The organism is Marinobacterium stanieri, assembly GCF_900155945.1.
Lineage (GTDB): Bacteria > Pseudomonadota > Gammaproteobacteria > Pseudomonadales > Balneatricaceae > Marinobacterium > Marinobacterium stanieri.
The window spans coordinates 742,774-755,910 of sequence record NZ_FTMN01000001.1; the positions used below are offsets into that span (position 1 = coordinate 742,774).

Below are 13,137 nucleotides of genomic sequence, written 5' to 3' on the forward strand. Positions count from 1 at the left end.
ACTTAGCCCCCCTGCAGAATCAATGCGCCCTGTTCACTCATTACGCCGCCGGTCCCGGAGACGAACACCTGATCGCAGCGCTTGAGCTGACGGGCATCAGCGCGGCCTGCAATCTGGGTGTAGGCTTCAATCACTTGAGAGAAGCCGCCGGCGCTGCCGGCCTGACCGAAGCTGAGCTGGCCACCATGGGTGTTGAGCGGGAAGTTGCCCTTGAAGGTGAGATCGTTCTCCTTGATGAAGCGCATCCCCTCCCCTTTCGGGCAGAAGCCGGCATCTTCCAGCGACAGCAACACGGTAATGGTGTAGCAGTCGTAGATTTGTGCCGCATCCATATCCTCGGGTTTGACGCCCGCCATGGCGAAGGCACGCTTGGCCGCTTCAGCCACCGGCGTTACGGTCATGTCCTTGGCGTAGGACGGTGACTTGAACGACAGACGCTCGCCAAAGCCCTTCACGAAGGCAGGGCGGTGTTTGGTGCGCTTGGCCACATCCTTGGAGGTGACAATGACGGCAGCCCCACCGGCCACCGGCATCACGATCTCCAGCACGTGCAGCGGGTCTGCCACCATTTTGCTGCCCAACACTTCTTCGGTGGTCAGCGGCTTACCGTAGAACATGGCATCCGGGTTGGCCTGGGCGTTGGTACGCTGGTCAACACAGATCTTGGCCATCGCTTCCGGGTCGTAGCCATACTGTGCGGCGTAACGCTGGGCGATCATTGCGTAGCCGGTATTCTGGCCCATGTGACCGTAAGGCAGATCAAACTCGGCCTCGGGCGCACCGTAGGCGGTGCTGTGGCCACCAAAACGCATGGCACGGGCCATCCAGGCCGGGTCTTCACTGGGGCCGAACGGCGCCATGCGCATCGGAATCACGCAGAGCACGGCTTCACACAGACCCAGCTCGATGGCAGCCGCCGCGCGCCAGATCATGCCGACCGGGGTACAGCCCCCCAGGTCCACCACTTCGGCGAAGTTCAGCTCAACGCCCAGGTACTCGGCAGCCATGGCCGGCACAAATACAGAGGCTTCATGAAACTGGGGGCCGTTGATCACCAGACCATCCAGGTCGCTGGCCTTGAGGCCGGCATCTTCCAGTGCCTGCGAAGCCAGATCAGCGACCTGCTCCAGATGGAACATCTGTGGTGCCGTGGCATATTTTTCAGGCTTGTACTGCGCCGCACCTACAATTGCGGCATCTCCTCTCAATCCCATTATTCTCTCCCAACGCCTTGTTATTGGTATTCGAACGGCGGCAGCCCGACAGCGGCCAACGCTTCAGCCGAATAGGGGCGGTATGTACCGGCCTTGTCATCACGCACATACAGCGGGTCGGCGCAGTGCTCCGGGCTGTAGCCCTGACGCTGCAGATCGACCTTGCGCAGTTTGAAGGTGGTGGTCATGTCGGCGGCTGCGCTGACACGGACAAACTGGGGCGCGGCATAGCGCGGTACGCGCTCTTCCGTCAGGTCGTACAGAGCCTGGGGGTCGAAGCTCTCGCCCTCCTGCATCACGATCGCCGCCATACCGGCACGACCTTCATGCTGCGGCACCTGTACGCCATAGATGTTAATCAGCTCGGCTCCGCTCAGATCACCCAGCGCGTTGGCCACCTCCTGCGTGGAAACGTTCTCGCTCTTCCAGCGGAAGGTATCGCCCACACGGTCGACGAAATAGAAATAGCCGTTTTCGTCATAGCGCAGGAGATCACCGGAACTCCACCAGCTGTCACCTTCGCTGAACACGTTGCGCAGAATCTTCTGCTCGGTGGCGTCCGGGTTGGTGTAGCCTTCAAAACGGCCACCACCAATCTCGGGGTGGTTGATGATCATGCCGACCCCTTCCCCTACCTCGCCGGGTTCACACTGGATACAGAAGCCATCGGCATCACGCACATGGGTATCGTTTTCCATGTCGTAACGCAGCAGACGGAAGTTGGTGGTATTCCAGTCCGGCACACGCCCGCAGGAGCCGATGTAGTTATCCACATTGATCAGGTTGGTGTTGGCCTCGGTTGAGCCCCAGCCTTCATAGACATCCATCTCACCGAAGCGGTCGATCCAGCGTTTCCAGGTTTCTGCGGTCAAGCCTGCACCCATCATGCAGCGCAGTTTGTGCTCACCGCACTCGTTATCCTGATTAAGAAGATAACGACAAATTTCACCGATGTACTGACAAATTGTGACACCGTTATCGCGCACATCCTGCCAGAAGCGGCTGACGCTGAACTTGCGCCTTACCAGAATGGTAGACCCAGAGCGCAGCGCCGTGGACGTTACCGATGTCGCCGCTGCGCCGTGATACAGCGGCAGGCAGCAGTAGAAAACATCATCCGGCGTGGAATCGATGGTCACTTCCATCACATCGCCCGAGCAGAGCCAGCGCATATGGCTGTAGATGGCCGCCTTCGGCAAGCCGGTCGTGCCGGAGGTGAAAATCAGCAGGGTCGGTGTTTCCGCGGTAATGCCTTCCCGGTAGGAGCGATCCACCTGGGTGCTCCACGCCTGCTCCAGCGCGGTGATGAAATCGCTGCTCAGGCCTTGAAGGTCGGCATCCGACGCCGGCTTTTCCGCATCCGGCAGCAACCAGAGCGGCGTTTTGATACCGGGTGTCTGGGCAAAGTTGTGTGCACACTCTTCACCCACAATGGCAGCCTTTGCCTCTGTGGACTCCAGCGCATGCTGCAGGGGTTTGCCCGTGATCTGGTTGTTGATGAATGCCACCACAACACCGATTTTGGTCAAACCGAACCAGGTCCAGAAGAACTCGGGGCGGTTTTCCAAAGCCATGGCACAGACATCACCCGGCTTGAGCCCGCACGCCAGTGCCGCATGGGCAACCTTGTTGGCCCGGGCGTTTACATCGGCATAACTGAAGCGGCTATCACTGTAGAGGATGAACGGGTGCTCACCCAGCTCAGCGGCTTTTTCCTCGATACGATCCGCAATCGTATAGTGATCCAGCGGTTTGATCTGGCCCGCCGCCTGAGCCCGGCGGATCAACTTCTGTTGGGTTTCCTCACGCGGCACCACCGCGGGTGATGGCGCAGATTGATTGGCACTCATGCGCTGCTTCCTTTGTTGTTATGTTATGGGCCGCTGGCTCAGCGTACCCGGATTTTGGGCGGTGGTGTATCACCGCGCATGGTTTGCAAAAAGGCATCTACCGGAGCTGGCGGCGCGACCTCTGGCAACTCATCTGTCGAGGGGCGCTGACTCCAGAACTGCTGCCAGGACGGGAACAAACCATGGAAGGTACCTTCATAGGGCTCACGCCCCGGCCAGCGCATTTTCATGTCGCCGATGGGTGGCTTGTTCAGATCGGTGGCGTACCAGTAGCAGGGCAAACGACGGCGGAAGTACCACTGGCCATCAATGCGTTCATAGTCATCCCAATAGAGCATCTGCATGATGACCCACTCGGGGCCGGTCTCATGCTCGTTCTTGGAATACACCACGCCGATTGCATGGTCTTCATCAATGAACTCGATGATGTGCTGCCCCAGGTGGTGTGAAGTCCCGGTGAACTGATCACGCAGGGTGGTATCCACCCAGGCCTTCAGATGTTCGCGGCCCAACTTGTTGCGACCCACGCGGATATCCGGCGCAAACAGATTTACGTGTGCATCCAGATCGCGCATATCCAGCGACAGGGAATAACGCCCCGCCAGCTGACGGATCGCTTCGGTGGACTCCACCCGGTCCAGGCGCTGTTCAAGTGTCATCTCAGCCATACTCACCTCAGATGAAGACCATGCCGCCGTTTACGGCGATATTCTGACCGGTCATGAAACCGGCATCATCGCTGGCGAGGAAAGAGGCAACCTTGGCCACATCGTCCGGCTCGGCCATACGGCCCATGGGAATGGCGTTGATCATCTGCTGCATCCACTCTTCCGGGATGCCCTGCATCATCGGCGTGTTGGTTGCGCCCGGCACCAGGGTGTTAACGCGGATACCGTTGGGCGCCAGCTCGCGAGCGATACTGCGGGTCAGGCCCATGACACCGGCCTTGGACGCCACGTAATGGCTGGGGCCTTCACCGGACACAGCGGCAGAACTGGAAACATTGATGATGGAACCACCGCCGTTCTCCAGCATCAGACGAGCGCCTTCACGGCAGCACAGGAAGGTGCCCTTCAGGTTCACGCCCACAACGCGATCCCAGTTTTCATCAGGGGTATTGAGGAACTCATCGACAGCACCGGTGCCGGCGTTGTTCACCACCACATCCAGGCGGCCAAAGGCCTCTTTAACCTGTTGCATGGCGCCCTGCACCGATTCGCTGTTGGCGATATCACAGGCGATGGCGATTACCTCACCGTCGCAAGCCGCAGCAGTCGCTTCAGCCGCTTCCTTGTTGATATCAATGGCGGCCACTTTGGCACCCTCGGCAGCAAACTTCTGTACCACTGCCTGTCCCATGCCCTGGCCTGCGCCGGTTACGAATACCACCTTGCCTTGATGTTTCATCACACGTCCTCCCGTGCACCCTCAGGCACACCGCTTCAGGTTCTTGTTGTGTGATGCATCTTCAGCCACCCCTGCAACCGCTACATCGTCCATCAAGACTAAGACCCTAACTACTTCTGACTGGTCTGAACGGACGATGATGCGGACGGCAGCGGATAAGAGGATTAATGCGACCCGATCTGTCCGCGGCGGCGCCATGCCGACGCCATAATAAGGAGAACACCATGGACCATCTGGACCTGCCGTTGCCCATCGGCCAGTACGCTGAACTGGAAAACGGCCTGACACTGCATTACCTGGAGGCGGGAGAAGGCCCGGTCGTTATCTGGCTGCATGGCAGCGGCCCCGGCGCCAGCGGTTTCAGTAACTTCAAGACCAACTACCCGATCTTTGCCGAAGCCGGTTTCCGTAACATCGTGCTCGACTTGCCGGGATTTGGCCGTTCCAGCAAGCCGGAAGATGCCTACTACAACCTCGACTTTTTCGTTGAGTGCCTGAATCAGTTCTTGCAGGCCACCGGTATAGAACGCTGCACTCTGCTGGGCAACTCACTGGGCGGTGCCATTGCACTGGGCCAGGCTCTCGCACACCCCGACACAGTTGAACGTCTGGTACTCATGGCACCCGGTGGCGTGGAAGAGCGCGAGACCTACTTCCAGATGGAAGGGATCGTACGTATGGTCGAAGTGTTCGGCCAGGGCCCCATGGGCGTTGAAGAGATGCGTCAGGTGATGCAGCTGCAGTTGTACGATGCATCCCAGCTGGATGAGGAACTGCTGAAAGAACGTGCCGCCGTGGCGGTGCTACAGCCGGCCAACCTGTTTTCCACCATGATGGTGCCCAACATGACCGAGCGCCTGAGTGAACTGCGATGCCCGATTCTCGGTTTCTGGGGCAGCAACGACCGCTTCAATCCCGTCGAAGGGGTGTTCAAGTTCATGGACAATGCCCCCGAAGCACGCTTCACCGTTTTGAACCGCTGTGGCCACTGGGTTCAGGTTGAACATACCGACCTGTTCAACCGCACCTGTATCGATTTCATGCAGCAGGGCTGAAGTCCCGTCATCAAGAGTACATACTCTGAACAGATTCAGGAGTGATGCCTATGGCCGCTTTTCAACACCTTATCACACCAGGCAGGATCGGCTCGCTGGAGCTGAAAAACCGCATTCTGATGGCTCCCATGGGGTCGAACATGGCCGAATGCTCCGGCCATTGTGGCGATCGCATCCAAGCCTTTTATGAGGCCCGCGCCAAGGGCGGTGCCGGTATGCTGACCATGGGGGTCGGCTCCATCGCCTACCCCGCCGGCACCGCCGAGCCCTATCAGGTGGGTATTTCATCGGATGATTTCATTCCGGGACTGAAACAGCTCACCGACCGGGTACACAAGCACGGCAGCAAGATTGCCATCCAGCTGCAGCATGCCGGCAAGACCTCAGTGCGCGACCTGGCTGAAGGCCGCGAGCTGTGGGTGCCGTCCATGCCGCCGGCCGCCAACACCGACATGTTTGCCGCCCTGACCCAATCCGAACTGGGCCGCTTTATCAGCTCCTCCAAGGGGCGCGAGAAAGGTGGTGTCCGTATTCGGGTGATGGATAAGGATGATATCCGACAGATGGTCAGCTGGTTTGCTGATGCCGCCGAGCGTGCGCAAAAGGCGGGCTTCGATGGCGTCGAGATCCATGCCGGGCACACCTATATCATCTCGGGTTTCCTCTCGCCCTACTACAACACCCGTGACGACGAGTACGGCGGCCCGCTGGAAAACCGCGCCCGCCTGCTGCTGGAAGTGATTGCAGCCGTGCGTGAACGGGTGGGCCAGGATTACCCGGTGTGGATGCGCATGGATGCGATCGAGCTGGATCTGCCCGGCGGCATCAGCCTGGAAGACGCCACGCTCACGGCCAAAATGGCACAGGACGCCGGTATCGATCTGATCAGTGTATCAGCCTACGCCAACCTGAAAAACGGTAATGCCTTTACCCAGGCACCGATTCCGCACGACCGGGCGCGCTTTCTCGAATGGGCGGCGCATATTCGCCAGCACCTCGATATCCCGGTCACCGCTGCCGGTCGCCTTGATCCCGAGGTGGCAGACAAGGCAATTGAAGACGGCAAATGCGATTTCGTGGCCATGGGCCGCAAGCTGCTGGCTGATCCAGACCTGCCCAATAAGTTGAGTGAAAACCGCGCTGCCGATGTGCGCCCCTGCATCTATTGCTACGCGTGCGTCAGCCAGATTTTCATCAATGAGCGGGTCAAATGTGCGGTCAATCCGCAAACGGGCCATGAATCCGAACTGCAATTGATCGCCAGCGACAGCCCCAAGAAGGTGCTGGTAGTCGGCGGTGGTCCGGCCGGTCTGGAAGCCGCCCGCGTCAGTGCTCTGCGCGGTCATCAGGTCACTTTGGTGGAGCGCAGTGGCCGCCTCGGCGGTACCCTGTTCTTTGCAGCCCTGGCCTACCCGGAAAACGGTCCCCTGCTCGACTATCTGATCAAGCAGGTGCGTGATTTGCCCATCGATGTCCGTTTGAATACCAATGCGGATGAGGTGTTGGTCAAAGAACTGAACCCCGATCAGGTGATCCTTTCCGTGGGTGCGCGTCGCAACGCACCGGACATCCCGGGTGCCGACCAGAAGCATGTATGGTCCGGCGATGAACTGCGCAAGCTGATGACCGGTGAAGGTGCCGACATCGCCAAACGCAAGCTCAGCGTTACCCAGCGCGTCATGATGAAATCCGGCTCACTGGTCGGCGTCACCAACAGTACCGAGGCCATTCAAAGCCTGTCCAAACTCTGGATGCCACTGGGCAAGAAGGTCGCCATCATCGGTGGCGGGCTGGTCGGGCTGGAGCTGGCCGAGTTTCTGGTAGAACGTGGCCGCGAGGTACAGGTACTGGAACCGGGGCCGGACCTGGGTGCCGAACTTTCTATCGTGCGCCGCTGGAGAGTGCTGCACAACCTGGAAAGCCACGGCGTGCGCATGGAGAAAAACACCCAGATACACACCATCGGCAAGAAGGCCCTCAGCTACACCGACGCCGAAGGCAAAGGCCATGAGCTGGACGCTGACTCGGTCGTGTTGGCTGTGGGTGCCGAGACCAATAACTGCCTGAGCCACAGTCTTGAAAAGCATGGCATAGAGGTGATCAATATCGGTGACGGTGCCGAAGTGGCTTATATCGAAGGCGCTCTGCGCTCGGGGATTAAGGCGGCCGTGAGCCTGTGAACCACGGGAGCCTCCGGCTCCCTCTTCTCTTTAACTCTTCCCTTGCGGCAGCAAAGTCATGCCGGATTACACCACTTCCCGTCGCCTGTGACTTAGGGTAGCCTTGCCTTAAATTCATACGTCAAAGCGTATATGCAAGGAATCAGTATGCAGCAAGGACGCGCGCATCTTTCCAGGGCTTCAGTGCTTGACAATGAGCCTACTCAATACCAGACTTGGCTTTACATCCGCCCCTTGGCAGTAAGCCCCCTCAAACATCCAGAGGGTGTGCCGATCCCCTGGGGCTTCCTTCTTTCTGGCCACCCCGGGATTCTGTACTGCGGGGGCCTGCCATGAACAACCGCAACATTGCCATACTCATTGATGGCGGTTTTTTCCTCAAACGACTCAATAAACTCGTCCCTGAAAATGACTGTGATTCAGCCGAGAATGTTGCGTCCTGTATTCGACGCATGTGCCGAAACCATATCCGCAATCTTACCGGAGAGGGTGGTTCTCGTTGGCAGCAGCATGTGTACCGCATTTTCTTCTATGATGCTTTGCCATACGAAGGAAAAGCCCATCATCCCATTGATAACCGACCAATCGACTTTGCCAAGTCGGACGTTGCGCGTTACCGCAATGAGCTTTTTGATCTCCTTCGCAAAATGCGTAAGGTCGCCTTACGCTTGGGCAAAGTAAACAAGGACAAGGATTGGACCCTGTCTCCTCGCTTGACTAAAAAGTTGCTGAAAACACGTCAGTGGGTCAATGCCCTGGAGCAACTTGAGGAAATCGAGGCCGGGGAAGACACTGAAGCAACAGCCTTCACCTTTTCAGCCGAACAGGTTGCCAGCCTGATGAAACTCCGTGACCTGTGGAATTCACTGGATACTGGTGCTGTTAGCCTGGGGCTGCGTCAGAAAGGCGTAGATATGCGAATTGGTGTCGACATCACTTCCCTCACGCTCAAGCGCCAGGTTGATACCATCATTCTGGTTGCTGGAGATAGTGACTTCGTACCTGCGGCCAAACTGGCAAGACGCGAAGGTATAGAGTTTATCCTTGATCCACTCTGGCAACAGGTCAATGCAGACCTGTTTGAGCACATTGATGGTTTACAGTCCGGTCTTCCTCGACCTGGAAGCGCAAATCCGCACTACAACCCAAGTACGCTGGATGAATAAAGGCGGGCTACAAGATGTCAACGCCGCTGTTTCAATAGATACCCCCGCCCGGCAGGCGGAGGTATTGGATCTTGTAGCGGCTCTTATAAACGCTAGACCTTGAATGCCATCACCAGTTTGCTCAAACGCTGCTCCAGCTCGCTCATATCAGCAGTAGTCGACGCCAACACCTCGGCATTGTGTTCAGCCTTGTCGGCGATCTCGGCGACCTGCTGAACGCTGCCTTCGATCTCCGCCGCAACGGCTGTCTGCTGTTCGGCGGCGCCAGCGATCTGGGTGTTCATTTCATTGATGGTGGCGACAGAGGCGGTGATTTGCTGCAGTGACTGGCTGGCGCTGGCGGCACGCTCAGTGGTAGCGCCACTCTGTTCGCGGCTATTGCCCATAACACCAACGGCTTCGCGGGCACCATTCTGGAGCCGTTCGATCATGCTTTGAATCTCTTCAGTGCTTTGCTGCGTTCGGCTTGCCAGGCTTCTGACTTCGTCAGCGACCACCGAGAAACCTCTACCCTGGTCACCGGCACGCGCCGCTTCAATGGCCGCATTGAGTGCCAACAGGTTGGTCTGCTCGGCAATGTCACTGATCACCGAAACCACACTGCCGATGTTGTCGGCATCCTGCCCCAGGCGTGCCATCACCTCAGCCGAACGGTGCACATCTTCTGCCAATCGGTTGATCGCCTGAATGGTGTCTGCAACCACCCGATCACCCTTACTGGCGTCACCATCCGCCTGCTGGGCCGCGCTCGCCGCCCGGGACGCACTGGAAGCCACCTCCTGTACGGCAGCAACCATCTCCTGAATCGCGGCTGCCGTTCGGCTGGTGTCTTCACGCTGGCGGCGGGTATCGGCCTGGGTCTGGCTGACAACATCGGTCATTGACGCCGTCGACTGGCTCAACGAAGCGACCGCGCTCTGCACCTCCTGCACCAGCTGGTGGATCTTGTCGACGAAGCCATTGAAACCCCGAGCCACATCACCCACTTCATCCCGGCTGTGCACATTCAGGCGTCGGGTCAGGTCCCCTTCTCCATCTGCGATATCCAGCAAGGCGCGGGCGGTTTGTTGCAAGGGCGCCAGCATGCGCCGAGACAGGAGCAGGTTTACCGCACTGACCAGTAATGCCAGAGCCACACCGGATACGAGAATCCAGATCATCATCTGAGTCACGGTATTGGCAATGCTGGTTTCACGACGGGCGACCTCCGCATCGATATCATCGATGAAAAAGCCGGTGGCAATGACCCAGCCCCAAACTTCGATTTCACGGGAGAAGGTCAGGTGGGGTGAAGGCGCCTCACCCTGTTCACGGGGCCAGCGAAATTGCACAAAGCCACCACCATCCATGGCCGTATCGATGATGTCCTTAACAAATGGCTTGCCGTCAGCATCCTGCAAATCCAGCACCGACTGGCCGATCATCTCGGGGTTGCCAGAGTGGAAGACGATATTGCCATCCAGATCGTAGCCATAGATGTAACCCTGCTCGCCAAAGGTCATGCCATTCAGCACTTCCTTGGCCTGAGCAATTTTCTCGTTATAACGCATATCCAGACGATGCTGCAGCGGCCGAATCGCGCCCATCGCCATGTCGATATAGTTCTGCAGTTCCTGCTGGCGAGCCTCCAGCATCTCCGTGCGGATGGTGCTGATCTCCTTGTTCTCCAACTGCTGTAGCTGCCACTGCACCACCAGCATGACGGCCAGCACCACCAGCATCATGGGGACTATGGAGAGGGTGAGGAATTTTGTTCTTATTTTCATATCCGTCTCTCATCTAAGACATCCGCTATTTGGAGCCGGCAAAGCCCCTGCCACAGTGGCAAAGGTCTTAACGGATATCTGAAAATTCGGGAATCGCATGCAGCCAGGCTGCACAACAGGCAGGGAGACGGACGCCTCCCTGCCGACAGGCTCAGGCCTCTTCGAGCAAAGGAGCCGCCCGATTGAGGTGATAATCCGCATCACCCAGCAGTGCCTGAAGCACACGGATGCGCTTGAAGTAGAGCCCCACGTCCAGCTCGTCGGTGACACCGATGCCGCCGTGCATCTGCACCGCTTCGCTGCTGACCTTGTCGGCCATCTGCCCGACTTTCCATTTGGCCAGACTCACCAGCTGCGCCGCCTGGGCATCGCCGGAGTCGATCGCATCCAGTGCTGCCATCAGGCTGGAACGTGCCAGCTCGATATCCACATGCATCCAGGCAGCGCGGTGCTGCAACGCCTGGAAGGAACCGATGGGCACATCGAACTGCACGCGGGTACGCAGATACTCCAGCGTGGTCTTGAACAACTCTTCGCAGGCGCCCTGCAGCTCGGCAGCAATACAGGCACGGCCTCGGTCCAGTGCGCTTTCCAGTATGGGAGCCCCCTTATCCAGCTCAGCAATCAGCTGTTCCGGAGCGACCTGAACATGGGTGAACGTCAGGCGAGCCGTGTTGCGGGAATCGATCAGGTTCTGGCGCTTTTGCTCAACTCCCGGCGTGTCTGCAGGCACGATAAACAGACTGATCGCATCAGCTGCATCACCGGTACGCGCCGCTACGATCCAGCCATCAGCCTGCAGGCCGTCCACCACCATCACTTTCTCGCCATCAAGCTGAAAGCCGGTTTCGGTGCGCACAGCACTCAGGGCGAGATTATGCGGGTTGTGACGTGAGCCTTCATCAACGGCCAATGCCAGACGCTTATTGCCGGCAACAAGCTCTGCCAGCCAGCTTTCCTGCTGGGTCGCGCTGCCACCCTGCTCAAGGATGGAACCGCAGAGCACGACGGATGACAGCAACGGCGAAGCGCTGAGATGGCGGCCGGCCGATTCGAATACCGTCCCCATGCCTGTGTAACCGAACTCCAGCCCACCCAGGCTTTCCGGGAAGGGAATGGCAGTCCAGCCCAGCTCGGTCATCTCCTGCCAGAGCGCCGGCTCAAACCCGAGCTCATCGTTGCGATCACGCAGGGCACGCAGAGCAGACACCGGGCTGCGCTCGGCAAAGAATTCCTGCGCCGTATCCAGCAGCATGCGCTGCTCTTCGTTATAAATCAGGTTCATTTGGCGCCTCCTTTGGGAGCATCGGGCAGGTCCAGCACCCGCTTGGCGATCACGTTCAGCTGCACTTCGGACGAACCACCGGCGATGGTCTGGGTGTAGCTCATCAGCCAGGCCTTGCTGATCGCCAGTTCCTGCTCGCTGAACTCGTCGCCATCCCAGCCCAGAGCACGGTGGCCCATGGCATCCACCAGAAGCTCGAACTTCTGCTTTTCCTGCTCGCTGTGCACCAGCTTCATGATGGCCGCAATACCGCTGACATCCTGGCGGGCACGGGCCTGCTGTCCCATACGCTGTACGGTCAGGTTGTAGGCATGCTCATCCAGCGCACAGGCCTGAGCACGGGCGCGCAGGGCAATATCAGAGGGGGTGTCGGCGTCAGGCAGGTAGTCACCGAGAATGGTCATCAGGTCGAAGTGAGTCGGCAGGCTGAACTCGCCGAACTTGGACATGGCACTGCGCTCATGCTGCAGCAGACGCTTGGCCAGGGTCCAGCCGCCGTTCAACGGCCCGATCAGGTTGTCCTTGGACACTTTGACGTTATCGAAGAACACCTCGCAGAAAGAGGATTTGCCGCTGATCAGATCGATCGGTCGGGCTTCAACCCCTTCGGCATGCATATCCAGCACCAGCAGGCTGATCCCTTCCTGCTTTTTGGCGCTGCTGTTATCGGTGCGCACCAGCGCATACATCCAGTCCGACTTGTCGCCGTAGGAGGTCCAGATTTTGCTGCCGTTAACAACGTAATGGTCGCCTGCGTCCACCGCGGTGGTGCGGATATTGGCCAGATCGGAGCCGGCATTGGGCTCACTGAAGCCCTGGCACCAGCGCACTTCACCACGGGTCATCGGCGTCAGCAGGCGCTGCTTCTGCTCCTCAGTGCCGAACTCCAGCAGCACCGGCCCCAGCATCCAGATGCCCAGATTGATCTGCGGCGGGCGGCACTTGAGGCGTTTAAGTTCCTGCTGCAGTACCGCATCCTCTTCTGGCGATAGGCCACCACCGCCATAGGCCGCGGGCCAGTCCGGACAGAACCAGTTGCGATCACGCATGCGCTCAAACCAGAGACGCTGGTCTTCGTTGGCAAATTCGACCTGGGAGCCGCCCCAGACCAGCTCACCGCTGGCGGCCGCCCCGCGCAGGGACTCGGGGCAGTTGGCCTCGAGCCAGGCGCGGGTTTCGGCGCGGAAAGTTTCGATAGCACTCATTATTGTTAT

At 58.7% G+C, this 13,137-nt stretch carries 10 protein-coding genes; 3 read left to right on the forward strand and 7 right to left on the reverse strand.

Annotation, left to right across the window (positions count from 1 at the left end):
- Nucleotides 1–2: 2 nt before the first annotated feature.
- The 4 genes from BW956_RS03440 to BW956_RS03455 are packed head-to-tail and all read right to left on the reverse strand — an operon-like array spanning nt 3 to nt 4,471.
- The gene (locus tag BW956_RS03440) at nt 3–1,214 is read right to left on the reverse strand and encodes a thiolase family protein (RefSeq protein ID WP_076460824.1); all 1,212 of its coding nucleotides are present in this window, start codon (nt 1,212–1,214) and stop codon (nt 3–5) included.
- Nucleotides 1,215–1,234: 20 nt separating this feature from the next.
- Nucleotides 1,235–3,064, reverse strand: coding sequence for a long-chain-acyl-CoA synthetase (locus BW956_RS03445; RefSeq protein ID WP_076460825.1), 1,830 nt, complete (start codon nt 3,062–3,064; stop codon nt 1,235–1,237).
- 38 nt (nt 3,065–3,102) lie between these two features.
- Entirely contained in the window at nt 3,103–3,732 is a 630-nt protein-coding gene (locus BW956_RS03450) for a nuclear transport factor 2 family protein (protein WP_076460827.1), read from the reverse strand.
- Between the two features lie 7 nt (nt 3,733–3,739).
- Nucleotides 3,740–4,471, reverse strand: a complete 732-nt coding sequence (locus BW956_RS03455; protein ID WP_076460829.1) for an SDR family NAD(P)-dependent oxidoreductase — start codon at nt 4,469–4,471, stop codon at nt 3,740–3,742.
- A gap of 224 nt (nt 4,472–4,695) precedes the next feature.
- Here BW956_RS03455 and BW956_RS03460 point away from each other — a divergent pair, with 224 nt between their 5' ends.
- From BW956_RS03460 to BW956_RS03470, 3 genes are all read left to right on the forward strand, one after another.
- Nucleotides 4,696–5,526 (forward strand): alpha/beta fold hydrolase, encoded by an 831-nt coding sequence (locus BW956_RS03460; protein WP_076460831.1) that lies wholly within the window; start codon nt 4,696–4,698, stop codon nt 5,524–5,526.
- A 50-nt stretch (nt 5,527–5,576) separates the two neighbouring features.
- Nucleotides 5,577–7,706, forward strand: a complete 2,130-nt coding sequence (locus BW956_RS03465; RefSeq protein WP_076460833.1) for an NAD(P)/FAD-dependent oxidoreductase — start codon at nt 5,577–5,579, stop codon at nt 7,704–7,706.
- 332 nt (nt 7,707–8,038) lie between these two features.
- Nucleotides 8,039–8,872 (forward strand): NYN domain-containing protein, encoded by an 834-nt coding sequence (locus BW956_RS03470; RefSeq protein WP_076460835.1) that lies wholly within the window; start codon nt 8,039–8,041, stop codon nt 8,870–8,872.
- A gap of 92 nt (nt 8,873–8,964) precedes the next feature.
- On the opposite strand, the gene BW956_RS03475 is transcribed toward BW956_RS03470, so the two are convergent.
- From BW956_RS03475 to BW956_RS03485, 3 genes are all read right to left on the reverse strand, one after another.
- Nucleotides 8,965–10,638, reverse strand: a complete 1,674-nt coding sequence (locus BW956_RS03475; protein WP_076460837.1) for a methyl-accepting chemotaxis protein — start codon at nt 10,636–10,638, stop codon at nt 8,965–8,967.
- 151 nt (nt 10,639–10,789) lie between these two features.
- The gene (locus tag BW956_RS03480; protein ID WP_076460839.1) at nt 10,790–11,923 is read right to left on the reverse strand and encodes an acyl-CoA dehydrogenase family protein; all 1,134 of its coding nucleotides are present in this window, start codon (nt 11,921–11,923) and stop codon (nt 10,790–10,792) included.
- A complete protein-coding gene (locus tag BW956_RS03485) occupies nt 11,920–13,128 on the reverse strand; it encodes an acyl-CoA dehydrogenase family protein (RefSeq protein ID WP_076460841.1) in 1,209 nt (402 codons plus the stop codon). The genes BW956_RS03480 and BW956_RS03485 overlap by 4 nt, the downstream gene beginning before the upstream one ends.
- Nucleotides 13,129–13,137: the final 9 nt, after the last annotated feature.

Coding starts and splice junctions, on each gene's coding strand:
- BW956_RS03440 (WP_076460824.1), bottom strand. CDS start 1,214: ATGGGATTGAGAGGAGATGCCGCAATTGTAGGTGCGGCGCAGTACAAG.
- BW956_RS03445 (WP_076460825.1), bottom strand. CDS start 3,064: ATGAGTGCCAATCAATCTGCGCCATCACCCGCGGTGGTGCCGCGTGAG.
- BW956_RS03450 (WP_076460827.1), bottom strand. CDS start 3,732: ATGGCTGAGATGACACTTGAACAGCGCCTGGACCGGGTGGAGTCCACC.
- BW956_RS03455 (WP_076460829.1), bottom strand. CDS start 4,471: ATGAAACATCAAGGCAAGGTGGTATTCGTAACCGGCGCAGGCCAGGGC.
- BW956_RS03460 (WP_076460831.1), top strand. CDS start 4,696: ATGGACCATCTGGACCTGCCGTTGCCCATCGGCCAGTACGCTGAACTG.
- BW956_RS03465 (WP_076460833.1), top strand. CDS start 5,577: ATGGCCGCTTTTCAACACCTTATCACACCAGGCAGGATCGGCTCGCTG.
- BW956_RS03470 (WP_076460835.1), top strand. CDS start 8,039: ATGAACAACCGCAACATTGCCATACTCATTGATGGCGGTTTTTTCCTC.
- BW956_RS03475 (WP_076460837.1), bottom strand. CDS start 10,638: ATGAAAATAAGAACAAAATTCCTCACCCTCTCCATAGTCCCCATGATG.
- BW956_RS03480 (WP_076460839.1), bottom strand. CDS start 11,923: ATGAACCTGATTTATAACGAAGAGCAGCGCATGCTGCTGGATACGGCG.
- BW956_RS03485 (WP_076460841.1), bottom strand. CDS start 13,128: ATGAGTGCTATCGAAACTTTCCGCGCCGAAACCCGCGCCTGGCTCGAG.